The sequence below is a fragment of the Belliella filtrata genome (assembly GCF_022549775.1).
Taxonomy (GTDB): domain Bacteria; phylum Bacteroidota; class Bacteroidia; order Cytophagales; family Cyclobacteriaceae; genus Belliella; species Belliella filtrata.
Genome location: NZ_JAKZGP010000032.1, coordinates 28,191 through 53,937 on the forward strand (window position 1 = coordinate 28,191; position 25,747 = coordinate 53,937).

General features: G+C 36.2%; 24 protein-coding genes and 1 tRNA gene. 3 read left to right on the top strand and 22 right to left on the bottom strand.

Annotation, left to right across the window (positions count from 1 at the left end; genetic code table 11):
• Window positions 1–240: 240 nt before the first annotated feature.
• From MM239_RS12550 to MM239_RS12560, 3 genes are all read right to left on the bottom strand, one after another.
• Window positions 241–1,833, bottom strand: a complete 1,593-nt coding sequence (locus tag MM239_RS12550; RefSeq protein WP_241348593.1) for an ArnT family glycosyltransferase — start codon at window positions 1,831–1,833, stop codon at window positions 241–243.
• A 26-nt stretch (window positions 1,834–1,859) separates the two neighbouring features.
• Window positions 1,860–3,011: a glycosyltransferase gene (locus MM239_RS12555; protein ID WP_241348594.1), complete on the bottom strand. Its 1,152-nt coding sequence runs from the start codon at window positions 3,009–3,011 to the stop codon at window positions 1,860–1,862.
• Window positions 3,012–3,140: 129 nt separating this feature from the next.
• Window positions 3,141–4,070, bottom strand: coding sequence for a poly(ethylene terephthalate) hydrolase family protein (locus MM239_RS12560; RefSeq protein ID WP_241348595.1), 930 nt, complete (start codon window positions 4,068–4,070; stop codon window positions 3,141–3,143).
• A 252-nt stretch (window positions 4,071–4,322) separates the two neighbouring features.
• Between MM239_RS12560 and MM239_RS12565 the strand changes: the two genes are divergently transcribed.
• Complete coding sequence (locus MM239_RS12565; RefSeq protein WP_241348596.1) at window positions 4,323–5,303, top strand: polysaccharide deacetylase family protein; 981 nt, start codon at window positions 4,323–4,325, stop codon at window positions 5,301–5,303.
• Window positions 5,304–5,391: 88 nt separating this feature from the next.
• Window positions 5,392–6,216, top strand: coding sequence for an ABC transporter permease (locus MM239_RS12570; RefSeq protein ID WP_241348597.1), 825 nt, complete (start codon window positions 5,392–5,394; stop codon window positions 6,214–6,216).
• Between the two features lie 55 nt (window positions 6,217–6,271).
• Here the strand turns inward: MM239_RS12570 and kdsB are convergent, their stop codons facing one another.
• The 8 genes from kdsB to MM239_RS12610 form a co-directional block, all read right to left on the bottom strand.
• Window positions 6,272–7,015, bottom strand: a complete 744-nt coding sequence (gene kdsB / locus MM239_RS12575) for a 3-deoxy-manno-octulosonate cytidylyltransferase (RefSeq protein WP_241348598.1) — start codon at window positions 7,013–7,015, stop codon at window positions 6,272–6,274.
• A 16-nt stretch (window positions 7,016–7,031) separates the two neighbouring features.
• Entirely contained in the window at window positions 7,032–9,497 is a 2,466-nt protein-coding gene (locus MM239_RS12580) for a GumC family protein (protein ID WP_241348599.1), read from the bottom strand.
• 5 nt (window positions 9,498–9,502) lie between these two features.
• A complete protein-coding gene (locus MM239_RS12585; protein WP_241348600.1) occupies window positions 9,503–10,315 on the bottom strand; it encodes a polysaccharide biosynthesis/export family protein in 813 nt (270 codons plus the stop codon).
• Window positions 10,316–10,532: 217 nt separating this feature from the next.
• Window positions 10,533–11,078 carry a DUF1697 domain-containing protein gene (locus MM239_RS12590; protein ID WP_241348601.1) on the bottom strand — a complete coding sequence of 182 codons (546 nt, stop codon included), beginning with the start codon at window positions 11,076–11,078 and terminating at the stop codon, window positions 10,533–10,535.
• A gap of 427 nt (window positions 11,079–11,505) precedes the next feature.
• The gene (locus MM239_RS12595; RefSeq protein WP_241348602.1) at window positions 11,506–11,835 is read right to left on the bottom strand and encodes a DMT family transporter; all 330 of its coding nucleotides are present in this window, start codon (window positions 11,833–11,835) and stop codon (window positions 11,506–11,508) included.
• A gap of 141 nt (window positions 11,836–11,976) precedes the next feature.
• Complete coding sequence (locus tag MM239_RS12600) at window positions 11,977–12,540, bottom strand: Crp/Fnr family transcriptional regulator (protein WP_241348603.1); 564 nt, start codon at window positions 12,538–12,540, stop codon at window positions 11,977–11,979.
• A 55-nt stretch (window positions 12,541–12,595) separates the two neighbouring features.
• A complete protein-coding gene (locus MM239_RS12605; RefSeq protein WP_241348604.1) occupies window positions 12,596–13,714 on the bottom strand; it encodes a site-2 protease family protein in 1,119 nt (372 codons plus the stop codon).
• Complete coding sequence (locus tag MM239_RS12610; RefSeq protein WP_241348605.1) at window positions 13,701–14,336, bottom strand: HAD family hydrolase; 636 nt, start codon at window positions 14,334–14,336, stop codon at window positions 13,701–13,703. Before MM239_RS12610 ends, MM239_RS12605 begins: the two co-directional genes overlap by 14 nt.
• Window positions 14,337–14,554: 218 nt before the next feature.
• Between MM239_RS12610 and MM239_RS12615 the strand changes: the two genes are divergently transcribed.
• Window positions 14,555–14,631: transfer RNA gene (locus MM239_RS12615), tRNA-Ile, on the top strand.
• Here the strand turns inward: MM239_RS12615 and MM239_RS12620 are convergent.
• The 11 genes from MM239_RS12620 to MM239_RS12670 all read right to left on the bottom strand — a co-directional run bounded on the left by MM239_RS12620 (window position 14,594) and on the right by MM239_RS12670 (window position 25,636).
• Complete coding sequence (locus MM239_RS12620) at window positions 14,594–15,079, bottom strand: hypothetical protein (protein ID WP_241348606.1); 486 nt, start codon at window positions 15,077–15,079, stop codon at window positions 14,594–14,596. The two genes, MM239_RS12615 and MM239_RS12620, sit on opposite strands and share 38 nt — an antisense overlap.
• 198 nt (window positions 15,080–15,277) lie before the next feature.
• The gene (locus MM239_RS12625) at window positions 15,278–15,892 is read right to left on the bottom strand and encodes a hypothetical protein (protein ID WP_241348607.1); all 615 of its coding nucleotides are present in this window, start codon (window positions 15,890–15,892) and stop codon (window positions 15,278–15,280) included.
• A 10-nt stretch (window positions 15,893–15,902) separates the two neighbouring features.
• Window positions 15,903–17,078, bottom strand: a complete 1,176-nt coding sequence (locus tag MM239_RS12630) for a 6-bladed beta-propeller (protein WP_241348608.1) — start codon at window positions 17,076–17,078, stop codon at window positions 15,903–15,905.
• Window positions 17,079–17,166: 88 nt separating this feature from the next.
• The gene (locus tag MM239_RS12635; RefSeq protein WP_241348609.1) at window positions 17,167–17,445 is read right to left on the bottom strand and encodes a hypothetical protein; all 279 of its coding nucleotides are present in this window, start codon (window positions 17,443–17,445) and stop codon (window positions 17,167–17,169) included.
• 78 nt (window positions 17,446–17,523) lie between these two features.
• The gene (locus tag MM239_RS12640; RefSeq protein ID WP_241348610.1) at window positions 17,524–17,721 is read right to left on the bottom strand and encodes a hypothetical protein; all 198 of its coding nucleotides are present in this window, start codon (window positions 17,719–17,721) and stop codon (window positions 17,524–17,526) included.
• Window positions 17,722–17,745: 24 nt separating this feature from the next.
• Window positions 17,746–19,608, bottom strand: a complete 1,863-nt coding sequence (locus MM239_RS12645) for an O-antigen ligase family protein (protein WP_241348611.1) — start codon at window positions 19,606–19,608, stop codon at window positions 17,746–17,748.
• A gap of 114 nt (window positions 19,609–19,722) precedes the next feature.
• Window positions 19,723–22,530, bottom strand: coding sequence for a hypothetical protein (locus tag MM239_RS12650; protein WP_241348612.1), 2,808 nt, complete (start codon window positions 22,528–22,530; stop codon window positions 19,723–19,725).
• Window positions 22,531–22,895: 365 nt separating this feature from the next.
• Complete coding sequence (tnpC, locus tag MM239_RS12655) at window positions 22,896–24,413, bottom strand: IS66 family transposase (protein WP_241348613.1); 1,518 nt, start codon at window positions 24,411–24,413, stop codon at window positions 22,896–22,898.
• Between the two features lie 74 nt (window positions 24,414–24,487).
• A complete protein-coding gene (gene tnpB, locus MM239_RS12660) occupies window positions 24,488–24,802 on the bottom strand; it encodes an IS66 family insertion sequence element accessory protein TnpB (RefSeq protein WP_241348614.1) in 315 nt (104 codons plus the stop codon).
• 32 nt (window positions 24,803–24,834) lie between these two features.
• On the bottom strand, window positions 24,835–25,128 hold the full coding sequence (gene tnpA / locus MM239_RS12665; RefSeq protein ID WP_241348615.1) for an IS66 family insertion sequence element accessory protein TnpA: 294 nt from the start codon (window positions 25,126–25,128) through the stop codon (window positions 24,835–24,837).
• A 214-nt stretch (window positions 25,129–25,342) separates the two neighbouring features.
• A complete protein-coding gene (locus MM239_RS12670; protein WP_241348616.1) occupies window positions 25,343–25,636 on the bottom strand; it encodes a hypothetical protein in 294 nt (97 codons plus the stop codon).
• Between the last annotated feature and the right edge of the window lie 111 nt (window positions 25,637–25,747).

Sequence of the window (25,747 nt, forward strand, 5' to 3'; positions counted from 1 at the left end):
TTCGGTGATTTAATATTTAGATACTGGCTGGATGATTTAGATAGTTGAAATATTGAAGGGGCCTACTTAATGCATTTTTGTAAAAAAAAATGCATGTTTTTTACCACTAAGGCACAGACAAACCAAAGAGATGAGAAGCGAGAATAATGCTCACTTCTTTGCAAGAACATTCGTAGCAAGCCTATATCGCCGCAGGCAAATATCAACTGTAGATCGCCTTAGCATATATCAAATTCCTCCTTAACCCTTCCTCCTTTTCTCAAAACGTACAATCCTCAACCAATCGTCTTCAACTTCAAAGGTGATTTCATAGTCCAGGGATTCACAGAGTTTAAAGAAAAGTTCGACATCTGGAATTTCTTTGGGGTAGGCATGGATGTAGTAGTTGTATATAATTAAAGTAAAAGTGTCTGGGCTCAGTGATTCAAATCCCTTTAGGTCTTCTATAGGGGAAAGTTTGGCTTGATTTTGAGTTTGATTGGGTAGCAAAACCTCCTTACTGAAATCTACGAAATTATTCACCATGACCAATTCATTGGTTTCTACTTGATCATGGAGTTTGGATACGAAATGCGTATAGTTTTTTAATTTTTTTTGATAACCAATACTTAAAACTACAGGCGCCACAAGCATTAGAATCGATGTGACTTTCAATAGTTCTCGTCTGATGAATGGTTTGAACAATAATAGACTTGAAAAAAATCCAAGAAAAGCCATCTGCTTCCAATCACCTACAGTCAAAGCTATCACTGCTCCAAGTAATATGGCTATTGATACCCAAATTCGGGTTTTGCTATCATGCAGCCATTTACCAGAGCCATTTCCAATCAATGGAGCAAGAACAGGGATTAGAATGATCAGGTGCCTAGGGTTGAGATGTATTGGATTGTAAAATTGGAGACTGGTGCTCATCCACCAAAATCCAGCAAACAAGCAAATGGCTGCTATTCCAAATTCAAAACTGATCTTAGTTTTGTGCCTGACACCAGAGATGATCGCAGGAATAGCCAAGACAATCCACAGCCAATACCCTCTTTCAACAAAGGAAACGAAAGGCCAAAAAGTAACTCTCCAAAGCATGACTTTCCAATCTTTATCGGCAAAGGAATATTCAGAAATATAGTGTCCATCTTGAATGGTCTGAATTCTATAGAGCGCATTTCCAAATTTGAACCAGTAAAACCCTAAATAGATGACTATTGTAATCGTAGCGAAAATCAAAAGCCATAAATAAAACTTGTGTCTGTCTTTGGTCTTTTTCTCTAAGAAATACAAAGCCAAAGGAAATGGAAACAAGTAAACGATGGTCTCTTTGGTCAACATAGCTCCAAAAAAAGCAAAACTCATCAAAAAGGCTGCGATCACAGGCTTTTGATGACGTATGTATGAAGAGAAAAGGATCATAGAAATCCATGCAACCAAAATGCTGTCAGGATAATTTTTATGAATGAAATGCATGAAAAATACCTGTGTGGAAAAGAAAGCAACTGTCCATAATTGATCCTCAGGAGTTTTGATCAAACGTGTAATCAATAATAGGCCAAAGATGTAGGATAGAAGTGAGGCAATACTCCCAATATGATCATCGAAATAAAAAAGGTAGGTGAAAAAGCCAGAGAAAATGTATGAACCCAATCGGCTAGAAAAGTGATGATCGCTTAGGACATTTTCACCATTCCAAAATTCTTTCCCTTTGAGCAAGTAATACACATCATCACTGAATGTAATGCCATCATAGCCCAAGTACCACACAGACACCAAGAATATCACTCCTGTCCAAATAGGTAAAGCATTGTAAATGGGATTTTGTAATGAATGTGAAGATGCTTTCATTTTGATTTTATGAAGAAATGTTTTTGTTATTCTTCAGCAGTCTTTTTTGTGGTTTGGACTGTACCCTGGTATATTGTCTCCAATTGAGAAGCAAACTTGTCAAGTGAGAAGTTCTCCTTTACTTTTTTTCGTGCATTTTCTCCCATCAACACCAGCGTACTTGGATCTTGGAGCGCTTGAAGACAAAGCGTAGCTAGCTTATCATGATTTTCGACGGTACACAGGAACCCCTCTTTACCAGGCTCTATAACTTCGCCAATCCCTCCAGCTTGGCAAGATACTATTGGGATTTTGCAGGACATCGCTTCCAGCATAGCTATAGGAAGCCCTTCAAAGGCTGAACTGATCATAAACAAGTCCATAGCACATAGATATGGGAGTACATCATGCTGAATTCCAACTAGGTGAAAATTCTTGGCAGCTGGTGACTCATTGACCATTGATTGGATCAGTGGAAGCAATGGGCCATCTCCGACTAAAATAAAATGGGTGCTGGGAAGTTTTTCCCAGATCTTTGTAGCTTCTTTGATCCAGATATCAAGTCGCTTTTGTTTTCTGAATACAGCAACATTTCCAACCACAAAAGCCTTATTGGGAATAGATAGCGAAGTTTTGATTTGATTACCGAGTTCGATGTTTTTGGTAAAAAACGCAGTGTCTACGGCATTTTGAAGGGTGATTATTTTTGGATTTTTATTTTTGAAAGACAGTGACTCAAATGGCTTAATAGCATGTGCTACTTCATCAGATACAGCGATGACGAGATCTTGCATGCTATAGGTCAGTCGGTTCAGAAAATAGGTGAGCTTATTGTACCTGTGCCAGACATTGTGCTCTGTATAGATGATAGGAACCTCATGATGATATCCAGCCAATCTTGCAAGTATACCAGCCCAAGGGAGATGAGCATGAATCAGGTCAATGTCCTGAGATTTGATGTATGTGCTGACTCTGCTGATTTGATTCAATAAACCAAAATTACCAGCTTGAAAGTAGGTGACATGTACACCACATGATTTCAATTCTTCTATGACATGATGGGGTCTTTGATGAAAGTAAATGCAATAAATCTCAAACTTGTCTCTATTATGGATCCTGGAAGTTTCAGCGATTAATTTTTCTGCTCCACCTCGTCCAAGAGATTTTATGATATGTAAAATCTTGAGCTTTTTTTGCATGCTGCAAGATACTCCATTTGTCCAAATGTCCCAGCAAAGCAAAACCCTTTTGAGTATAGAAGATGGTTTTCGTTCATAATACCATTTTCCAAAACTCAAAAGGATAGCTTTATCTCCTCATTTTCCAAATTAATCCATGTTCTTTTTAGCCACGGTCCATTCTTTGGATTGGGATAAGCCACTTGGGTTTCCAGTGAACATTTTACCAGCTTTTTGATCATTCAACAGCTGCCATTTGTACCAGGCTGTGGCTACACGAGCATATTCACCACCATTTGGCTGAGCATAAGTACCCCCATGACCTACATCCATATTCCCAACAAAAACTGGGACATGATTGATTCTATTGAAATCATCCATGCCATTGTTATAGGCTATATCAGACTCACCACCTAGTAGGTATAGGGTAGGTGTGTGCAGCTTTTCGAGTTGATCTTTGTTTAGACTTGGCATGCCAGGCATACCACTTTCTGGGTTTGGTAGTATGCCACTGTTGCACACAACTGCTGTTGTCACTCTAGGGTCAGGAGCGGATTCCAAAGTCTGCAAGCCACCACATGACATACCACTTACAGCGATTTTGGAAGTATCAATTTTTCCGTAAAAGGGACTATTTTGATCTTCATTGACAGCTATAGCCCAGTCGATAGCATCAATCATTTGAGATGAAGTAGATCTTCCTGAGCCTTTTTCACCCTCTTCAGGCATTGGCCCAATGGCTATTACCAAAAAGCCATGAGAGGCTACTTCATTCAAAAAGTTCACATGTTCCCAAGGAGAGTTTGCACAGGCACCATTTCCCCAAGCGATAATTGGAAGCTTCTTAGCAACGCCAAACTTCTGAAGGTCTTGAGGTCTGAAAATCGTATGTGTGAGTAGGGAAGGATCTTGCTCCATGATGGCGCTGTGCGGACCATTCCCTCCATTTTCGATAATTCTTGAGTTTCTTTCTTGAGCAAATACTGTAAGTGAGCTCACTAAGAGAATAATGGCAAAGAGAAAATGCTTGTGCTGATAAGCTTGATGAGAAATTTGTTCTTTTGTGTGCTTTGGATTCATTGTTATTTTGGTTTATAGGTTAATTGAAATTGATCATGTTTATCTAAGGAGGTGCGCCAATTTTTCAAACTGGTTATAGCGCATGACAAAGAGGTAATTCTAAGGGTGATGATTATATCTTTTTCTTGATATGAAAAAGATTCTCCGCTGTTTTAGGGTTTATGTATTCGGGTAAAGAATTAATAGCGGATAAAGACAATTTCTAAAGTTAAGAAAAAAAAGAGTATCAACTATACTTGATATATTTGTGATATGACTGATTTTAGAAATTGTGGGAAATTTATTATCTCTTTAGACTTCGAACTCCTATGGGGGACTTTTGATAGAGTAGGAGGTCAGGTCTATCCTACCTATTTTTCAAATACAAGAAAGGTAATTCCGCAAATTCTAAGAACTTTTGAGTCACATAAAGTTGCAGCTACTTGGGCCACTGTGGGGATGCTGTTTGCTGAAAGTGAGGAGGAGTGGAGAATGTATATGCCTAAAAGTTTACCCACTTACCAAAACCCCAACCTTTCTCCTTATCATTGGGTGGACCGATTTGGATTAAATCCTACTTGGCATTTTGCACCTGAGTTGATACAAATGATTTTGAAAACACCACATCAAGAGGTTGGTAGTCATACTTTTGGGCATTACTATGTTGGTGAGGCTGGACAACATGCTGATCAGTGGAGAAGTGATCTTCAGGCTGCGCGAGGTATAGCTTTTGACAAATTTCATTTAAAGTTAAAATCAATGGTTTTTCCTCGAAATCAAATAAACCTTGATTACTTGAAGATTTGTCAAGAAGAGGGTTTTGAGCAGTATAGATCGAATCCCATAGATTGGTATTGGCAAGAGACTTATCGAGAGACGTTTGCGAAGAAAGTGTTCAGGACGGCAGACTGTTTTGTGCAAATGGGTTCTAGGAAGACTTTTGAAGCTTGCAACCTAGCAAGTAGCCCTTCTGCAGTGCTTCAAATCCCAGCCTCTAGACTACTAAGGCCATATCATGATCAGTGGAAATGGCTAAATAAGCTTAAGCTGAATCGCATCAAAAATGAAATGACTTATGCTGCAAAACACCAAGAAGCCTATCACCTTTGGTGGCATCCACATAACTTTGGAAATGATCCATTGCAATCTATGAAAGAGCTCGAAGAGATTTTGGATCACTTTACTATGCTTAAAGAAAACTTCGGTATGGAAAGTTTTTCGATGCAAAGCTTAGCTGATATTCATAGGGAATAGCTATTTTGCAGACTAATTGAAATAGGAAAAAATCCTTACTAATCAAAGCACTCACCCAGTACAGATAAGGTATAAGAAAAGCATAAAATTGGAAGCGGAAAAAGTAAAAATCATAGCACCAAGTTCAGGCTGGCAGTTGGTCGACTTGAAAGAGTTGTGGAGGTATAAAGATTTGCTTTACTTTCTGACTTTGAGAGGAATCAAAGCACGATATGCTCAATCTATTCTGGGGGTGTCTTGGGCGATAATTCAACCATTGTTCACTACGATAGTGTTCACCGTAGTATTTGGAAATCTTGCAAAAGTAGATTCTGATGGTATTCCATACTTGCTTTTCTCCTACTTGGCGCTGTGGCCATGGAATTACTTTTCAGGGACGTTGACAGAGTCAGCCAATAGTTTGATTCAAAATGCCAACATGATTACCAAAGTTTATTTTCCGAGGATGGTCTTGCCTTTATCTTCCATTTTATCAAAGCTTTTAGATTTTATCATTGCATTTGTGGTCGTGATAGGCTTGCTTATTTATTTTAAAGTAAGTCCAGGATGGGGCTTACTCTTTCTCCCGCTTTTGATCCTGCAGCTGTTGATGACTTCTTTGGGAATTGGGATGTTTTTATCAGCCTTGGCTGTCAAATACCGAGATGTCAAGCATGCATTAACTTTCTTGGTTCAGCTTCTTCTTTATGCAGCACCTGTAGTGTATAGCACCACAGCTGTACCAGATCAGTATCGAATATTTTATGTATTGAATCCTATGGTAGGAGTGATTGAAGGGTTCAGGGCTGCATTTTTGGACAGGCCAATGCCATGGGAATGGATATGGCCAGGGAGTATAGTGGCGGTTTTGTTTTTCTTTTATGGAACACTTTACTTCCGAAGAATGGAGAGAATCTTTGCAGATGTTGCTTAGAGACACTTAGTAGTTTAATGGTTTTTCATTCTTCTAAGTGAACTGAAATTTCAATTTAATTTTCCTTATTGTTTTTCCCGAAACGCTCTCTGGCATTTATCAAGTCCTCTGCCGTGTCTATGGCGATGGCTTGGTGAGTAGTAGCAACCATTTTTATTTTCACACCATGTTCTAATACCCGTAATTGCTCCAACATTTCAGCTTGTTCCAAAGCTGACTTCGGCCATTTGGTGAATTGCATCAGAAGGTCTTTTTGATAGGCATAGATACCTACGTGCTTCCAGTAGCTCAGCTCAACTTCTTTTTCTCGATTGAAAGGAATCGCATGCCTGCTGAAATACAAGGCATTCAAATTTTCGTCCACGACCACTTTTACAGCATTGGGGTTTTCAGCTTCCCACGCGGGAATTTTGAACATTACAGAGGCCATTTGAACCCCCTCTTCTTCAAAAGCTTGGATCAATCTTGACAAGGTGTCCTTGTCCAAAAGTGGTTCATCACCTTGAATATTGACAATGATATCGGTATCTATATGTCGAGCAGCTTCAGCAATGCGGTCAGATCCACTTTCATGGCTTTCTTGACTCATGAATACTTCCCCACCGATAGCTTTGATTTGTTCTGCGATTTCTTCATGATCAGTAGCTACGATAATTTGATCAAAAAGCGCTGTTTTTTTTGCACTTAAATAAGTTTGCTGAATTACTGATTTACCAGCTAAGTCTTGAACCAATTTTGCCGGTAGCCTAGTAGAGGCGTATCGAGCAGGAATTAGTGCTGTGGTTTTTAAATTTTTCATAGGGAAATGTAGCTAACTATCTACGGAAAGACTGTATGAATTTATTCCAAATTTGTGAAAATGCCGACTTGCCTTGATTTATTTTGGAAGATTTAGGAGAGTCTTCTTCTCCGAAGTAATTATAAATATACTTATTGTTCTGGGTGTACAGGTAGGTGTTGCCATAGCCATAATTATATCCTTCATAATAGTAGCCAGCGTCTATGATTCCATTAAAGATGCCATACACGTTATTGACCTGTTTGTTATTAAATAGGTCATTGATCATTACCAAGTGATTTTTCAGCGTATAATCTTGTCTGACTACATACAAATTGATGTCAAATAACCTCATCAAATCCACAGTCTCTGAAACCAATCCCAGTGGAGGAGTGTCAAAGACTACGATGTCAAACTGCCCTTCCAAATGTCGGATGAAGTCTTTAAGCTTTTGAGTTTGTAATAATTCTGCTGGATTGGGTGGGATTATTCCTGAAGGAACAAAAAAGAGATTCTCATGACTCGAAGGCATGATTATTTCATCTGAAGAAATTTCTCCAATAAGATAGTTTGATAAGCCTGTTTTGCTAACATGATTGAAGTATGATGCAAGTTTTGGTCTTCTCAAATCTGCTCCAACCACTACTGTTTTTTTCCCACCCAGCGCCATGATAGAAGCGAGGTTCAATGAGGTGAAAGTTTTACCTTCTCCAGACACACTTGATGTTACAAGGATTTTTTTCGATACTTTATCTGATGCGATGTAATTGATTGCCGATCTTAGTGATCTAAATGACTCGGATACCGAAGATTTGGGATGTTCCAACACTACCATGTTGGTTTCTTTCTCACTATGACCTATTATCGCCAATTGTGGTATCATAAAGCTCTTTTTAAGGTCTCTTTGATCACGAATCCTATTGTCTAGCATGTCTCTAATCAGGAAAAAACCAAAAGGGATAAGAAACCCAAGGCCAATGGCCATGAGGTAGTTACTTTCTTTCTTTGGGAATACTAATTTGCCTTGCTTAGCATAATCCAAAATGGCATTGTCTGATACATTTGAAGCTTTGGCAATACCTGCTTCAGCACGCTTTTCTAGTAGGTAAGTGTACAGGTTTTCTCGTAACCTATATTCTCTATAAATACTAGTATACCTAGATTCGGACTCAGGAAGTGTTTCAAATCTTCGGTCGTAATTCCTGATATTTTCAGAAAGTAGTACTCTCTTTTTTTCGGTATTTTCGATGAGATTGATCACATTTTCAAAAAGTGTTTCTCTTACTTTTTCCATTTGAACATCTACCTTAGAAACTTCAGGGTGATTTTCATTGACAGAAGCAAGTAGTTTTCGTCTTTCTTGAGACAAAGTGACTAGCGTTTGGATCAACCCATTCAATAAAGGATCTGGAATTCCGATCACAGAGGGGGCAATAACCTGACTATAGTCTTTGGTTTTTTCCTCCATGTATTGTTTGATGGAATTGAAATAGGCTAACTCTAGATCCAAAGCCTTCGCATCATCATCTAGCTGATTGATCCTGGTCAGAATCTCCGAAAACTCGGCAGTTACATTGACCATTCTGTTGCTAACTTTGAAATCTTGTAGCTCCCTTTCTTTTCTCTTCAATGAATCTTCAAGTAGCTCAAGCTGATCTTCGATGAAAACAAGTGTGTTTTCCGATATCCTGTTTTTCTCTCGTAATTCATATTCCAAATAGGATTCCATCAGGGCATTGATATAATCCCTACCTTTATCTATGATGGTGGTTGTCATCCTGATTTCAAGTACAGATGCGGCACTGTTGACCAGGTGAATACTGATAGCTTTAGCCATTTTTTCTTCCAAAAATGTCGGGCTTCTAAGTTCAAAAATTATCGTCTCGCCCACTCTTGACGGATTTACAAGGTGAATGGTGAATTTGGATTTGCTGGTTTCTATTTCTTCTCCAAATTTGAAAATCTTATCAAACAATAGCTCATCGTTTTGAGATTGACCAGATTTGATATCAAGAATGTTATTAGATTCTGGAAGTATTTTAAAAGTGCTTTCACTTAAGATTTCCACTTGCATGGGTGTTTGCTGGATTTGCATGTGGCTCCAGTCTACCGCAATTCTGATAGGGCTACTGTTATATAACTCTATGGTTTTGATGTTTGTTTTGGCAAAATAAGTGACGTCAAAATGCAACTTAGCCAATGCCTCTCTTGCAAGGTTTTTTGAAGAAAGCATTAAAATATCATTGTCAAGGCTGTTCTGACTTGAAAAAATTGCAGATCTATCAAGAATCCGAGTCTCTGGCTTGCTATTATGCCTAATTACAATAGTGCCGGATACCATGTACTCGTTGACAGTGTATCTGTGAAAAAAATAAGTACCAATAACCAAAAGAATAATGAAAAGTATATACCAAGGCCAGTGTCTTAGATACCTAGCAATTAAGTACTTTATCTCAAGTGACTTTTCTTCTCCTTCAAGTTGGCTGATGTCTATTTTTTCCATTATTATCAGAAATTACCTCTTAACAATCCAAAAATTAATAAACCAGAAGCGAGAAAAGTCCCAAACAACTGTAAGCTAGATGATAGGTTGTCAGCGTTTCCAAATTGTCTGATTTTCATAGGCTCCAAATAGAGAATGTCGTTGTTTTGAATAAAATAAAAAGGTGATGCTAATAATGCTCTATCGTGCAAGTTGATTTGGTGGATTTTTGTTCCTCCATCATATTGCCTTATGATAAACAGCCTATTGCGTTTAGCTAGGATGTTGGATTCACCAGAGGCAGCAAGTGCATCAAATATTGTCGCTCTATTGCGAAGGATTACTTTTGTACCAGATGAACCAAATTCTCCCAAGGTAGTATACCTGATTCCTGCCATTCTTAGCTTCACATAGACATCCTCTTTGAAGTAAGTATTAATGGCTTCTTGAATCGTATCTTTTGCTTCTTCTTCGGTGAGTCCACTTATTTTAATTTTCCCAAGTTTAGGTAGTTCTACTTTGCCAGATTCATCAATAGAATAACCTGTAAAGTAAAATAAATCACCGTTACCAGCGCCTCCCATCATTCCTCCTCTCATATTTCTCGCACCTTGAAATTCAAATACCTCTGTCAATTCTGGGCTAGCACTTGCAAAGTCAATATCTACAATGTCAAATGGCTGAAGAATATATTTGTATTGAACTTCAGCATAGGGTATGAACTCATCCAAATTGATCTCTGGGTTACCTGGTAAGTTTTGGAGGTAAGTAATACGTTTGTTGCTGATGCAAGAACTTGCCATTAGGATGGTTAGGCAAATCAGTAGTATATGCTTCATGTATCGATTCCAAGTTTTCGAAGAATCAAATATAGAAAAATATGATTAGGTTCAAGATTGCTAGGTAAGAATACTCTTGAGTTTGTTATCCATCCCCATGTTCTGTGCTCCTACAAAACATTTCGTTTCGGTTCGTGAGGACACAAACTGAGGGAAGGATTTTTGCAAAATGGGACAGATCAGTTCAGGTTTGTGATGACACAAACCAAGGGGATGATTATATAGATTTTTCTTTAGCGATTTTTAAGATTTCGTTTGTTGTTTTCCAATTTCTAGTGGTGGCTGTGATTTTTAGTTTGTTTTCTATAAAGTTGTTATTCAACTTTGTTTTACCATAACCATTGGGCAAATAGAGAAAAATGGTTCTTCTATATTGAATAAGGGCTTCATCTGCTTCAAGTTTTTCAGTTAATAAAGCTATCTCGAAGTTCTCTGGTTCATAGGCTAAAAAGGTGACATGTAGGAATGAGTTATCCATTATCTTTGCAAAGGGGTTCTTGGATATGATGTCTGATAATTCATCAATTGATATAACAATAACAGGAACTTCGTATCCAAATTCGGTTTTTATCTCATTAGAAATGCTAGTTTCCAAAACCTTAATATCTTCTTGGTTTGTGTTGAAAATAACGTTTCCGCTTTGAAGGTATGTCTGAATGTTTTCAAAGTTAATTCTAAGAAACAATTTTTTCAGGGAATCCATTTTGATAAGGTTCTTTCCGCTGACATTGATTCCTCTCAATATAGATATATAGGTTGGCATGTTTTTAATTGTCAATTGAGCTTATTGTATGTTATTTGTAGATATAGCTAATTACTAAAACCCGCAGACCATTTAGTTTTTTTTGATTATCACTCGGTTATTAACAATATCCGAGTGAAACCTGAAATGTCTATTGTTACTATAAATCAATCGATTACAACATTCTCTTGCGGGTTTTGGATAATTACTAAAGGTATGATTAATTTGGGATTTTGTGAAGTTTAGGCTTGAGTTAAGTGAGTTTTGGTTTTTGGAGACAGTATAGGTTTGTGAAGACACAAACCTAGGGAAGGGGAGGTAGTATCGATTTGTGGTGACACAAACCGAGGAGAGAGGAGTACAGTTTTGATTGCGAAGACAGAAATTAAGGTGTCGTTTTAGTACTGCAGAAATATTTCACATAGACAACTTTCTGAAAAACAGGCTGTCAATGTGTCGAAACAGCTTTTAACCCAACTATTGAGCCTATCAGCGTTAGGATGAAGAAAAGCCGAAGAAAGGTTACTGGTTCTTTAAATACAAAGATTCCTACTAAGACTGTTCCAACTGCTCCAATTCCTGTCCAAACAGCATAGGCAGTCCCCAATGGCAATGTTTGAGTAACTTTGATAAGTAAAATCATGCTTATTGTCAGAGCGACTACAAAACCTGCATACCACAGATACATTTCACTCCCTATGGACTGTCTTCCTTTTCCCAAACAAAATGCAAATAGCACTTCAAATAAACCTGCGATGATTAATATGATCCAATTCATGTGATTTTGTTAATTTTCTAATCCTAGAGAAATAAAACAGTTTAAAGCTGCTAATTTTTCATTTTGGAATTGATGATTGATTGCACCACAAAGATCGATATCTAAGGACAAAGAAAATTTTACAAATGTTAAATAATGAGATTAGTTTTTCGCAGCTCTTATTCTACTTAAACTTACTTGAGTAATTCCTAAATATGAAGCAATATGACTTAATTGAACTCTCTGGACAAGATGCGGATGATTCTTTAACAATTCATCATATCTTTCAGAGGCTGTCCGGAATTGCCTTGATATAAGTCGTTCTTCTGTTTTTAAAAGCTCATTTTCAGCAAATTTTCTTCCCCAATTGGCTATTTCAATATGTTCGTTGTAGAGTTTTTGAAGTTCGGTATTATTCATTTCATAAAAACATGAATTCTCTAATAGCTCTATGTTTTCATAGCCAGGCTGATTTGCAATGTAACTTTTCATAGAAATCACCGCATCACCTTCTTTCCCAAACCAAAAAGTTACCTCATTTTCTGCTGTGTTCGAATATGCTCGAACGATTCCTTTTTTGATAAAGTAAATACTCTTCTCACATTTCTGAGCATGTAAGAGTAAATGACCTTTAGGGAAATTCACTTCCTTTGTGTAAGACTTCAAAATTGCTTTTGGATCTTCATGTATAAGGGAAACTGAATCGAGAATTTCGTCAATGTCCATCGGTTATTAGGATGTAGGGTTTAATGTTTTTTTAGTCAACGGTAGTATTATTAAATTATACACCAATTTGAAATGGTTGTGGCGTAAAACACAGGATAAAAATCAAGATAGTGATCCATGCGATTATTTTCCTCCCCTTATTTAGAGGCTTCAAACCTAATACCTCAGGATGCTGAATTCCCATTACTCTTCCAAGTAGAAAAGCAAAAAACAACCACCCTGAATATCCTTCGATCATTGGGAAAATTGAAATTAGTGAATATTGAAAGGCGGCTATACTCATGACAATAGCCCATTTGTTTTGAGTTGAAAGAGGTGCTTTTTTGAAGCAAAAATATAGAAACCCGATATACAGTGGAATGGTCCACATCAAGGTGTCTATATTATCGAATGGATTGATGACTCCCAAACCTGCATATGAGATGAATACGGTGTAGGCTGCCAAGGAAACTTTAAAATGATGCTTGGGAAACAGACCAAAAATTACATGCCCGCCATCAAGCTGACCAATAGGTAGTAAGTTGAGTGCTGTGAAAAATAGTGCTAAATACCCCGCAAAAAGGTAAGGGAAATGAATGATTTCGGACATGACTGGCATTTTTTCGGGGTCTGCCAAGGCTTTTTCTAAGGCATAAAATAATAAATTATAACCTATTTCTATACTCATATAGCCATCTTCAACATTATGTCCTTCAAAGTTTGGATCTAAATATTCTGGATGAATTTCATAAATGTAATCAGCATCAGGTAAATGTGTAAACCCATAAATTAAGACACCCAAAGTAAGTACAAAACCCGCTAAAGGTCCTGCTACACCTATATCGAAAAACTTTTTTCGACTATTTATAAAACTCTTAATTCGAATCACCGCACCAAATGTACCTAAAGAAGGAGTGCCTAGGAACCCAAACCAAGCTGGAATGAAATAGGGTAGTGAGGACTTGATTCCATATCTCATAGATGTGTACCAATGCCCAAGCTCATGAATCAGAAGTATACCAATAAATGGGATTGAAAAATGTAGGGATTTTAGAAAATATTCCCAATTCAAAAATTGTTCTCCATCTCCTAGAATACTTCTACCATATAGCCATTCCCCCCCTGCAAAGGTGGTACATATCAAGGTTAAAATAAATAATACTAAATGGCGAATGTATTCTTTAGTGCTGTACATTTTCAAAATAGCTGATTAATGCTTGAGGATGAGTTACGTGGTGTGTTTGATAACCTATATTTTTTGCACTTTCTATATTTTCTATCAAATCATCAAAGAAAAGAATATTGTCAGGTGGGGTGACTAATAATTCCGAAACCTTCAGGTAAATATTAGGGTCAGGTTTTGCCAATTGTAGTTCATGACTGAAATACACTTCATCAAAAATATCATGGAGAGAAGAAGCTCCAAATTGCTTTTTCAAGAGTTCATTGACAGCGTCGATGTGCAACTCATTGGTATTGCTCAATACAGCTAAGCCATAATGTTCCCCCAATTGCTTTATTAATTCAATTCTTTCATTTGGGATATCTTTGAGCAAACTGTTCCACAGGTAATCAATTTCAGTATCTTCCCAAGACTCTTGAAAATGATTTTTGACAGCATCTCTAAACTCCAATGTTGAGATCAAGCCTTTTTCATAGTCTTTGTGAAATTTTGCCGGAAAAAAATCTGATGTCAAGTTATGTTTTTCTTTTGGGAGTCTTTTTGTTAATTCATTGATAGTAAAGCTGTAATCTATATTGATGATTACATTTCCCAAATCAAAGAGTAAAAAATCTACATTTTCAAGTTTTTTCATGGTCGATCAAGTTGTAAATTTAAATTCAAATATGTAACATTGCACTCCGATTTGCAAGGTTAATGTGATTTGAAATTTTCATCAATCCATTTTTAATTTTCTTATCGAAAAGCAGCAGGTTCCCGATAGTAATCGAGACTCAGTTGTTTATAGCTTCTGACTCTCCCGAAAGCTTCCGGAATATCGTGGCAGGAGGTTATAAAAAGAATAAACAAATAGGGCCTATAGCTCAGTTGGTTAGAGCTTCTGACTCATAATCAGGAGGTCCCTGGTTCGAGCCCAGGTGGGCCCACCACACTGTCCAAAGTCGAAAATTTCGACTTTGGACTTATTTTTTTAGACTCTAACATGCTGTTAATCAGGTAGAAACTTCGAAGTGCTTCATTGACTAAAGTGGTTCGATGTTGTGTTCCGTCAAAACACCAATTTTTGGGATAGATCGAACCAACTATACGCCTTTTTAACTCCACATTAGCTGTAACATACAGATTATCAATATTTGAAGCCATTTTCAGAACACTATCCAAAAACTTAATAGGTTGCAGGTCAAGTGGTGGTGCAACCTTAGCCAACTCTATTTCTAGACTGGTTATTTCAGCTTCACAATCTCGTTTCATTTCCTTATAATCTTCAGGGGTTATGGATTCGTTTAAAAGCAATTTTCTAGCCTTAGCCATTTTATCGTTTTCCTGATCTATAAGATCAACAATTTTAGATTTGATAGATTCTTTAATAGGTTTCATAGAGGGATTCAAAATAAGGAAATCTTTTTTCCTTTTAAGAGTTGTCCTGTTTCCACAGATTGGTCGATGGATACACACCCCCAGAAGGGGAGAGAATTAAATTTTGTCCGAAAAACATACTCTTTTCAGTGTTTCTAATTCACAACTTTCAATTGGGTAAAAAAAATCATATTTGTTCCTGTTAAAATAATACTAACTTTACTGATTAAATTTTGATAATTTTTCTAAAACACTTTCAATATAATTTTCAGTAAATTTAAAATTATATTGATCTGGTATGAAAGAATCCCGTAAAACCATAGAAGAATCAACAAAAAACAATACTGGTAGTAAATCTTCATTAATAAAATTTTCCTTTGAACTTATAGAGTAAACTTCAGATACCATTTTATACTGATTTAGAAAAACCGACGTCTCACGAAATCTTTCATGAGGACATATGGTTATAATTTTAATACATGGATAGCTTTCAATTATTTTTCCTAGCTGTACGAATAAGTTATCAAAACAGTAGTTACAAATTGATTTTGGCATATAAAGTATTAAAGTAGGTACAGAATCTAATAGATCTCTAAAACTAACAGCATTATTATTCTTGTCCTTTATTGTAGTATTCTTGTTTACAGAAAAATTGTTAATCTTAAAAGTTTTAGAAAACACATAAACTATATTGTTTTTTTCATCACTTAGATCCTTAATTACTTTCAATTGACTTTCAATCTGGCCTTTATATCTAGTAGATTCTTTGTGATTAATTACCAGGATAGTAATTAGAATAACAACAATTACTAATAACAAATGTTCCTTTTTCATAAAAAAATGTTTATATTTTTGGTTTACAAATCAGTAATATTGGATTTTCATAGTATTCTATTGATTTTACAAGGTTTAGAATATTAGGACTTTCATTTGTAACATTGTTGCTTTTGTTAAACATATCTAAGAAAGTTGAAGGCTCAATTGCAATTATAAACTTCTCTTCACTTTGTGCCAATGGTAAAAACTCTCTTATTTCAGAGATTTCATTCTTTTCATAAAAGAATAGATCGTCAGATAAACCTTTAACGTTTAAAATTGAACCCTTAATCTTATTATAAAAGACAAACTGGACTTTTTCTCCAAATTCATAAGCAAAAAACAAATAATCGTCACTTTCAAAAAAGGAATGAATTAAAAAAGCAAATTCATTTAATCTTGCTTCTTTTGCAAAGAACATAGCATTATCAAAATCCTGATTCAAAAATTCCTTTGAAATATTATTTTTGCCAAAATCAACGGAGTATTTTTTACTTAATTCATTGTTCTGGTATTTATAAACGACATTTTCAAAAACCTCAACTATTGAGATACTTTTACTGGTATGTGCAAATCTTCTATTGTTTTTAAAATGCAAAAACTTTGCGTGCTTCTTGTCTATTTCTATAAATGAATTCAATATTTTATTGTTTGATTTTGATTTTATTACCAATTTCTGAGAAACTTTATCGTTGAAATTGTTTCCACAGTAAAAAAGGTACTTATCACTATCTGCCTTTGTGAATGATTCTGCAATGAGCCCATGTCGCCAAATATCTTTAAGATTACCTTCAAAGTCATAAGTTAGGATTTTAGCACTAGGGGTATCAAGTAACTCAATTGTATTGTTATCCCTATCGATATACATATCCCAAATTGTTTGATATTCCTCTGGACCTTTGCCTTTATTATCAATTTTTGAAACGATTTCTCCCACTTGGTCAAAAATAAAAATTACTCCTCCTGATAGTACAAAGTACATATTGTTAAAATATTCGATTTTTTCTATTTGTGAAATAAGAAAGTCTTCCTTGGTTTCTAACTTTATAAATTCCACATCTTCAAATAATTCAGATAGCATGATGTGTTTAGCAGTTGATGGATTTATCTCCAATAACTTTGTATTAGCATCAACTTCAAATTCTTTATTTGTTGTACAGTAAGAAAAAAACAAAATAAACAGCGAATAAAAATATTTTTTCATGACTTTCTTTAACTTATGTTTGATAATCAATTATATATAGTAATTCAAAAATTGACAGGAACTTTAGTTCCTGTCAATTTTTGAATTATTAACAATGGTCTGCATAACAATGATCAGAATTCGTGTTACCACAGCAATATAGAGTTCCGCTTTGGTTTCCATATAATGGTCCGCAATGAGGACTTCCTGAGCTACCTGTTTCACCCTGAGCCATAGCATTATTTCCCAATTCTGTCAGAGTAATTGATGGAAGTAATTTGCCTTTTTCAAATTCCAAACTGACCATAATGTTCAATACCAGCATTAAACTGAATGCTCCAGCAGCCACCCAACGCAGCCACTTACTTGTTTTTAGATAATTTTTCATTTCTTTTTTGTTTTAGTTAAAGGTTTGTTTCTGTAAAAATACGATGTTTAATATAATTTAAATGGGGCATAATGGGTATTAATGGGGAATTTTGAGTATCCTCTTCTTCATTTTTTCAGGGATTCCCAGTTTTTCAAAAATCAGTGATTGCTCTGTAGGTGTTACTAGTCCGGAAGTTAAATTTACCCCAACTCTTTCTAGCATTCTTCGAAATGTTTTTCTATCAACGCCATATTCATTAGCTAATTCCATTCTGGTTTTACATCTAGTTTCCATATTTTTTAACTTTTTATTAAACTTCTAATTGACTTCTGCCAACCATTTCTCGACTTTTTCTTTTATTTCCACACTTGCTGGTGATTCTATTTTAACGGGCATTTGCATGATTTTTATGGCTAAGTTTTTAGCTAAAGAATCTTGCCCTAATTCCTCGTACAACAAAAATCTTTGGTATTTGGGATATAACTTATGAGGAATCATATTTTCAGCTATCATGTATGATTCTTCAGCTAATTCATACATTCCTAAATTTTGATAGCTTTTCCCTAGGGAGTTCATCACTAGACTATTGTTTCCATTTATCATTGCCATTTGTAAATACAAATTAGACTTCTGGTTTTCATTAGTTCTTTCTAACGCTTTAGCATATGGCAATAAAAGCTTTGAATCAGTTAAGAGAATTTTTGGAATAGATTCAAAAGTAGTTATGCTATGGTGTAAATCTCCTCCTTGATATGCTGAAAAGGCTATTTTCCATTTTTTGTAATTGTTTGCTATAAATCGACTATGATCTATATGAAAAAATATTGAAAATTGAATTGCAATTAATAACAATGAGGTGGTTAAGTGACTAATCGGCTTAGACTGCTTTGTTCTTTCAAATTGAAGAAAGACTTCTTTAGAGTCAAATGCTAAAACAGCAATAAAGGTCACAACATTTAATTTGACAGGAAGGATTTGTAATGGGTAGGAAAAAAGAGAGAATATAAGTATTCCCAAAAGGGATAGCTTTACAGCTTGATTGAATTGGAGATTTGGCGTATTTATAACTTGATAAAATAATGTGGAGACGATTACTGCCCCAATCATTCCTTGTTCAACTACATACGTTAAAGGCTCATTGAAGCCATACTCAACATCATCAGCGACCCAGGAAAACTTACTTGTTGGGTTTGCTTCAAAGAATAATGCCTGTGCATTCATGTAGTAGGCCCTAAAGTTGTCAAATCCTACCCCGAAAAGTATGTTATCCGAAATCATACTTTTGGAAACTTTCCAAATTAAAAATCGTCCGTCTGCTGAATTAAGATTGAAAAAGTAAAGTGAAACTAGGGCTACTATACTTAAAAATGAGAAGAGAACTATTCCAGTAAATGTTTTCTTGTTTTTTAATCTCTTAAATAAATGGTCACATGATTGCTTTTGGTAAAACATAATTAATCCTATGGTAAAAATAGAAAAGATGCCTGCCCTAGAGTGGGTCGAAATTAGTATTGCTATCATAAAAAGGATAATCAAAAATAAACCAAACGTATAGTCTGGAATTGATTTGCTTGCTATTCCCAAATTGCGCTTAAAGTTCTCTTTATTAATTATCAGCCAAAGGATCAAAATAATTGAACTTAATAAGTACCCTGCAAGTGGTCCTGGATTAAAAAAACCTCCTGTGACCTTAAAAAGCGAATGATTGGAGCTTACCAAACCCAAAATTTGAGCTTGTCCATATAAAGCCTGAATAAACCCTCCAATTATTATGAAAAGTAGTGCTTTGTGCCTCAATTCATCACCCAGTAGTCTGATAAACAAATAATAAAACCCTAAACTAATTAACTCTACATATTGAATGGAAAATATTGGAGTATCTCCCATCAATTTTTTATTGATCAAAAGGTAGAAAATGAACAAACCAAAGGTCAAATCAATTTTTGTCAATTTTGTATTACTATTCCTCTGGATATGTTTCAAGAATGCAACTATTGATAATGGGATTAATAAAATCAAAAAATGTATTGTTTTAATTGATTCTGTTTCATAAAACAATTCTTTATTATAAGATAGAGGAAGTAAAGCTAATACAACAAATAGCAATACCATTGCGACAGTATTGGTTAAGTTGACTTGCTTGATCAAAGCAATTGACCATTTAACACTTAATATATTCATTTTGTAATCTATACTTATGAACGTAATGATATATCAATACTAAACGCTCAAACTGAAAAAAATCTGCAGTGTGAAAATTTCTCTGATTTTTTTAGAAAATCTTTAATTTAATTTCTACCACCATACCTGTTGCTTATGATCATCCAAAGTGAAAATTCTCTCTTCCCATCCTTTGGTATGGTTCTTTAATACGTAGAGACCATTTTCAGGTACCTTACTGTAGACTAAGGAATCTGTAGCCGCGATCTGAACGCCCAGACTTGTCCAGTCTCTACCAGACCAATAAAGTAACTCGTACTCATCCTTCGGCTCAACCATATTGCCATCATTACGTGCAGCAAAGCGGACACTTCCTATCTCTTTTGGAGATTCCGATGCGATCCCAACCCATCCTCCTGTTGGATCTGGTGCATCAAAATAGGTTAACACATCCCCATCAAAGGCTTTCTCTCTCGTTCTTTCACTTCCTTCAAAGCTACCTTCTGTTCCTATAATTGTCCCTTTGATTGGCATACCTTCCTTATCAAAAAAATCAAGCTCACTGATGTTACAATGTCCACCTTCAGGACCTTTATACCGGAAATACTTGAATTCCCCCTTTATATCTACTTCAAAAGTATGAAAAACAGGATCGAGCATATCATCCTCAATCGTCCCAAGTACAACTGCGTCTTTGAAGTCCCTTGAATTTGCGGCCTGAAACTCTCCTCCAAGAATGAGCTTGTGATGTGTCTCATTGACTTGTCTGTTTGGGAACTTCCTTTTGAGGACAAGGTTCATTTCTTTGTTTTCAGAGACTTTGACAGGATGGGTATTGCCTAGAGAATCAAAATAGAACGGAGTATTGAATGCCTCAAACCTTCCATTATTATAAAATGCAGGAAGGTACATACCCCTTGTTTCCAGGTTTTTGAACTTTACTTTACCTCCACGTGTCTTTTCACCCCATGCTGTCACTACCCATTGCTTATTGTTAAATACCATTAAATAGCCATACCTGTTATCTAAAGTCGTTAGTTCGGAAGAAATAGCTACTTCGATATCCTTTACTTCACAATACTCTGGTGTCACATCAATAAAGTAAGGATTTATAAATTCTTGAGGAATAGATTCCTTTCCATTGTTATTTATAAACAAGCTTTCCTTGTTGATTGTATTTGTATTTCTATAAACCTTCCCCTTTGCAAACACATCTACCCATGTACCTGCTCCAACTGGATTATGGCAATTGTTCTGAATGGTATTTCCTTCAGCATCAAAAATTACGCTCCAGCTATGTCCTGCATTCCTCTCGGGATAGTTGAAGACAAAATCCACTGCGCAAGCAATACCCATAGACCGCAAAAGCATAGTTTGAAAATTTGTCTCCTCTACACAAGTACCATAAGCATATGATAACAAGTGGTCATTCGATATGGAACCAATACTCACAACAGTTCCTGACCAATGAAACTCATCCGTGACTTTGCTGATTTGTCGTGCTTTTCGGAGTATCATGTTGGAGGGATCTCTTTGAGATGAAGAGGTATCTTCTTCAACCTTTTCTAAGTTCCAAATGAATTTTTCCTGCATCTCACTTAAAGGCAATTGTATCAATTCATTGTTTTTTTCATTATAAGCTAGGATATTATTTGTACTTTTATTTCGAATCTGATACCCGCCATTTTCCATTGGGTAAAATATCCAAGTTTGGTTATTTCCTCTATGATTTGTATAAGTCTGTACAAAGTCACTGGACGGGGTAGCTGCGGCGTCAATTATAAATTGACCATTTTCTCCTCCTAAAACAATTTGATGAAAATTCTGACCAGACTCAATAATTTCAATTGGGGATCTTTTCGTTGGATTTGAATCAATTCGCAATAGGTAGCCATTTTTTAATACACTTTGGTCGATATTCAGTTCACCTGTTTTATTGCTCAGGTAATACCTTCCTTCTTGAAGTCTTGAATTTGAAATCTCTAGACTTAAGTTTCTTGGTGTAGTTACATAATCTAAATAAATGAATTTCTCTATTGCCATTAGCTTTAGGGTATGACTTCCTTTTTTCAGTTCCTTATGAATTCGAACGGGAGGTACATCCTTATCAACCTTATCCCAAGCTCCTGTGGAAGGAAAAATTAATTCTTCATATTCTATATCGTCAATTGCCACCTTTATGCTTATGCCATCTTTATGACCATTGAAGTAGTATATTTCCAAAAGCTGGGTGCCTGTTTGTTTTATATCAAAAGTGATTTCAAGATCCTTTGAAACGCCCTGGGCTAAGTTATGTACATATCCTCCAGAGGCCGCCTCAATTTTAATTTTATTGGCGTCATTGACCGTAAACCATTCGGCTTCGTGAAGATTTTCTTCTTCCATAAGTGGTGAATAATTTGCCATAGCCTCGAACTTTGACCTGACAGTCTTTCTCCAGTCAATATTTTGTGAATGACCTATTTTATAAGGCAGTATATATTCACAAAACATTTCAAAGGAATAAAATTGAGCCCATTCGTATTGATAATAAGTTTCAAAAGCAGATTCAATTAGAGCAATCATTTGATCTGATGTCATGTTCAATAGGTCAAATTCTTCATAAATCTTTGCACTTCTTTGATTTTTTAAAGAGTCAGACCTAAACACACTATTCCTATTCTCCCTATACACTCCATATACATATTCATAATTTCTATTTAGGCTATCTATACCTGGACCTAATTTAGAATACTGATACTGCATATTTGCAATCAGGTACTCCGCTGCCTTCAGTTTTAAAGGGTTAGGATTGATATCTCGATAATGAATTAGAACCTTTTCTAATTCCTCTCTATTTTCACCAGCTAGGTCTAATGCATTATTCGTCTCAGAGGACCAGGGCTTGCAAGAGGCAAGGATCAAAAATAAAAGTAGATGGATTAGTTTATGTTTAGAGTCCATATTTCATTTATTTGATAAAGTGAATTCTAACAAACATAAAAAACCAGACTGCAGAATATTTTCAGTCTAGATAATTTTCGGGTTTTTTGAAAAATAATTTAATCTTCAAAATATATGGAAACATGAGATTCCGGTGATGTAAAGCATAAGAAGTAAGACTCCAAAAATTCAAAAAGTTAAGAACATGTCAAGTTACATATGTTATCAAAAGAGCGGTTTTTGGTTTTTCAATTTTATAACCTACTTAAATCATATTCTGATTACATTATCAGACGATGAAGTGTAGCACTGTTTTAAGAATTGCAAATTCCTTTTAATGATTATTACGTATCCATCCGACCAACCCCATCTTGTATGGGATAATTTTATTTAGGTCGGTACTGTTCCCAGTTTGAAGGGAGTAGTTGATAAAGATCTTTTTGCTTGTGAGCTTGGATTCTTTCGAACACATCTTTGAGCCAATCAAACTCGTTAATTTTATTCTTTTTGCAGCTTGCCATGAAAGAGTACATTGCCGCTGCCATTTCGGCTGCTTGATGTGATCCGGCAAAAAGAAATGCTTTTCTGCCGACCGCTAACGGTCTTACTGCATTTTCAACTAAGTTATTATCTATTTCCATCTGCCCGTGCAAGGCGTATGCACTTAATCCAGCCCATCTTTTGTGGGCGTAAGCTATGGCTTGTCCCATTGGACTTTTAGGTCTGTAGCTATACTGTTTTTCCTCAAGCCATTTGCCAAGGTTTTCCAATACAGGCTCCGCATGTTCCTTTCTTAATACTGTTCGTTGCTGCCAGTCCATTGCCTCATCTCGCATATTTGCTTCCAGAAGGTAGAGTTTCTGGATTTCGTCCAGTACGTAATTGGCCTGGACTTCATCGTCTTTTACAGCATCCACAAACTTCCTTCGAGCATGAGCCATACAGAAGGTCAGATGGATATCTGGGTGGTTCCCAAAAAGTGAATCATAGACTGCAAAACCATCAGTTTGGATGATACCCCTAAAGTCCGCAAGCATTTTCTTGGGACCAGACTGATCCCTGCCTTTTTGGTAATCGAATAATACAAGTCTGTCCACAGGGGAATGATAAAGCCACATGTACCCTTGATGAATATTGTTTTTATGGTCCCTGTCCTGAACCTTTATCGGTGTTTCATCTACCTGGAGATATTTTTGGTTGACCACAATCAGCCGAAGCAGTTCCCAAAGTGGTTTGAGATGATCCCAGCCTTTCATGATCCAATCCGATGCACTCGAAGCTGGGATACGTACACCCATTTTGGAGTATTTATCTATCTGTCTGTGTAGTGGCATCCCATAGACGTATTTGTCAACAGTCATCTGGGCGATTACCGACTCGGATGGAATCCCTTTTTCTATCACCCTGTCAGGAAGCTCCCCGATAATGATGCCTTCACCGTTGGATCGGACATACTTAGGGCGGATATATCGCTTTACATAGAATGATGCAGGAACTACCTCAAGTACTTCAGTCACTTCTTCTCCTATTCTCACGCAGCCCGCTGTCGATTCGGATGGCTCGATCACCACATCTTCTCTTCTAAGCTCTTCGGGAAGAGACATACGCCCTGTACCTTTCGCCCTTTTCTTTGGAGCTGGCTTTTCAGTCACATTTATTGATCCAGAAAGCTCTTCCTGTACTGATCTGGTGGTGCCAAGTTCAAAAAGTCCCAACTGGTCATCTCCTACATTGTTTGTGCGTTTCTCACTCTTAAATCCAAAAAGATGTCTGCGGAGTTTATCGAGTTCGAACTGCTGATCTGAGATAATCTCTTCTTTTCTTAGCAGGGTTTCTTCTTTTTCAGATATAGTCAACAGGGCTTCTTCGTACAGTTTTTTGTAGTCTTTTTCCCCGTTTTCCATGATATAAAGATACTAAAAAAAATGGCTTTAGATACATTTAGAGGCTGTTTTTGTACTTAAAAAGTCACTTTATTTTAAGCTCTTTTTAACGCATCATAGCGCTTTCTGTAGCTCACAGATTCAAGCCTTACCCCCTGTAAGAGAAGACTTAATTGACTACTTGTAATTGAGCTTCCAGAGAGTATAGGACGTTCAAAAGTACCCTTTTCGAGCTTTTTGATATACATGGCAAAACCATCCTTGTCCCACTGAAGGATCCGGACCTGGTTTGATCGCTTACCAATAAAAACAAAAACATCCCCATTCATTGGATCAAAGCCCAGTTTGTTGCGGACCAAGCCAGCAAGTGAGTTGATACCAAAGCGCATATCAGTCGGCTCTTTATACATAAAATACCTGGTTGAATTCGAAAGGGCAAGCATTAAACAAGCTTTTTGATCGACTCAACATCAACCTTACCGAAGAACTCAATACTAACTCCTGAAGGGTAATTGATTCTTACGGCTGCATCTCTTTGAAAATCAAGATGTGGTGTAATCGCAGAAAATGATGACTGATCTATTGGAGTGGATTCTTTCAAACTGAATTTCTTACACCAATAATAAAATGTGGTCCTTGAAATACCTTCTGCCTCTGCAAAACTGGCTTTACTTTTCCCAGATTCCTGCCACCTATTAACCAGGTCGCGATACTCATTGTTGCTTATCTTTTTCATGATGCAACTTTACGAAAAATTTATTCTCAGTTGGGCTTGCACTTCCTCGGACGGATACATTATTACTGTATTCAAGTCATTAATTATTAATGAGAAAAAACCTTTTCATCAAACAAAATTGCCTAAGACACAAAATGCTGGGACGGTCTACACTCCATATTTAGTTTGACGCATTATAGACTCAATTAAATCTAGTTGCGTTAGTTTTTCAAAATCATTTTTTCTTCAACCCCTTTCCCTTTTTTTTGCTCGCTTTTCCTTTTTTCTGATATTTCATTTCATGCATTTCAATAAATTTTTTAATTGCTTTTTGGTCATCAGAAAAAGCATTGTCACTCATTAAACTATTGCTTAATCCTAAATTTTGAAAATTACCCAATTTTGACTCAATTTCTTGGAAAAGAGTGCCCAATTTAATCACATCTTCTGTAAATCGGTTCGAAACAGGTAAAGATTTGCCCACAAAGGCTGGATAAATTCCAGCCTTTTTGCATTGTGTGCCGTGCATGGTAACTAACTAGGTGGTGAAAGTCCACTGTGGGGGTTTGTAATCGCCAACCACTAGCCAAGAGCAAGGGTGTCCAATGCGAAGTGGAATCTGAAGGAAGCTGGCGGCAAA

What these genes read in the sequence shown, in the direction of transcription:
- MM239_RS12620 (WP_241348606.1), bottom strand. Translation starts at nt 15,079, where the DNA reads ATGAAACCTATTAAAGAATCTATCAAATCTAAAATTGTTGATCTTATA.
- MM239_RS12670 (WP_241348616.1), bottom strand. Translation starts at nt 25,636, where the DNA reads ATGCACGGCACACAATGCAAAAAGGCTGGAATTTATCCAGCCTTTGTG.
- tnpC (WP_241348613.1), bottom strand. Translation starts at nt 24,413, where the DNA reads ATGGAAAACGGGGAAAAAGACTACAAAAAACTGTACGAAGAAGCCCTG.
- MM239_RS12610 (WP_241348605.1), bottom strand. Translation starts at nt 14,336, where the DNA reads ATGAAAAAACTTGAAAATGTAGATTTTTTACTCTTTGATTTGGGAAAT.
- MM239_RS12645 (WP_241348611.1), bottom strand. Translation starts at nt 19,608, where the DNA reads ATGAATATATTAAGTGTTAAATGGTCAATTGCTTTGATCAAGCAAGTC.
- MM239_RS12600 (WP_241348603.1), bottom strand. Translation starts at nt 12,540, where the DNA reads ATGGACATTGACGAAATTCTCGATTCAGTTTCCCTTATACATGAAGAT.
- MM239_RS12625 (WP_241348607.1), bottom strand. Translation starts at nt 15,892, where the DNA reads ATGAAAAAGGAACATTTGTTATTAGTAATTGTTGTTATTCTAATTACT.
- tnpB (WP_241348614.1), bottom strand. Translation starts at nt 24,802, where the DNA reads ATGTATAAAGAGCCGACTGATATGCGCTTTGGTATCAACTCACTTGCT.
- MM239_RS12550 (WP_241348593.1), bottom strand. Translation starts at nt 1,833, where the DNA reads ATGAAAGCATCTTCACATTCATTACAAAATCCCATTTACAATGCTTTA.
- MM239_RS12650 (WP_241348612.1), bottom strand. Translation starts at nt 22,530, where the DNA reads ATGGACTCTAAACATAAACTAATCCATCTACTTTTATTTTTGATCCTT.
- MM239_RS12565 (WP_241348596.1), top strand. Translation starts at nt 4,323, where the DNA reads ATGACTGATTTTAGAAATTGTGGGAAATTTATTATCTCTTTAGACTTC.
- MM239_RS12640 (WP_241348610.1), bottom strand. Translation starts at nt 17,721, where the DNA reads ATGGAAACTAGATGTAAAACCAGAATGGAATTAGCTAATGAATATGGC.
- MM239_RS12585 (WP_241348600.1), bottom strand. Translation starts at nt 10,315, where the DNA reads ATGAAGCATATACTACTGATTTGCCTAACCATCCTAATGGCAAGTTCT.
- MM239_RS12630 (WP_241348608.1), bottom strand. Translation starts at nt 17,078, where the DNA reads ATGAAAAAATATTTTTATTCGCTGTTTATTTTGTTTTTTTCTTACTGT.
- tnpA (WP_241348615.1), bottom strand. Translation starts at nt 25,128, where the DNA reads ATGAAAAAGATAAGCAACAATGAGTATCGCGACCTGGTTAATAGGTGG.
- MM239_RS12595 (WP_241348602.1), bottom strand. Translation starts at nt 11,835, where the DNA reads ATGAATTGGATCATATTAATCATCGCAGGTTTATTTGAAGTGCTATTT.
- kdsB (WP_241348598.1), bottom strand. Translation starts at nt 7,015, where the DNA reads ATGAAAAATTTAAAAACCACAGCACTAATTCCTGCTCGATACGCCTCT.
- MM239_RS12580 (WP_241348599.1), bottom strand. Translation starts at nt 9,497, where the DNA reads ATGGAAAAAATAGACATCAGCCAACTTGAAGGAGAAGAAAAGTCACTT.
- MM239_RS12590 (WP_241348601.1), bottom strand. Translation starts at nt 11,078, where the DNA reads ATGCCAACCTATATATCTATATTGAGAGGAATCAATGTCAGCGGAAAG.
- MM239_RS12555 (WP_241348594.1), bottom strand. Translation starts at nt 3,011, where the DNA reads ATGCAAAAAAAGCTCAAGATTTTACATATCATAAAATCTCTTGGACGA.
- MM239_RS12560 (WP_241348595.1), bottom strand. Translation starts at nt 4,070, where the DNA reads ATGAATCCAAAGCACACAAAAGAACAAATTTCTCATCAAGCTTATCAG.
- MM239_RS12605 (WP_241348604.1), bottom strand. Translation starts at nt 13,714, where the DNA reads ATGTACAGCACTAAAGAATACATTCGCCATTTAGTATTATTTATTTTA.
- MM239_RS12635 (WP_241348609.1), bottom strand. Translation starts at nt 17,445, where the DNA reads ATGAAAAATTATCTAAAAACAAGTAAGTGGCTGCGTTGGGTGGCTGCT.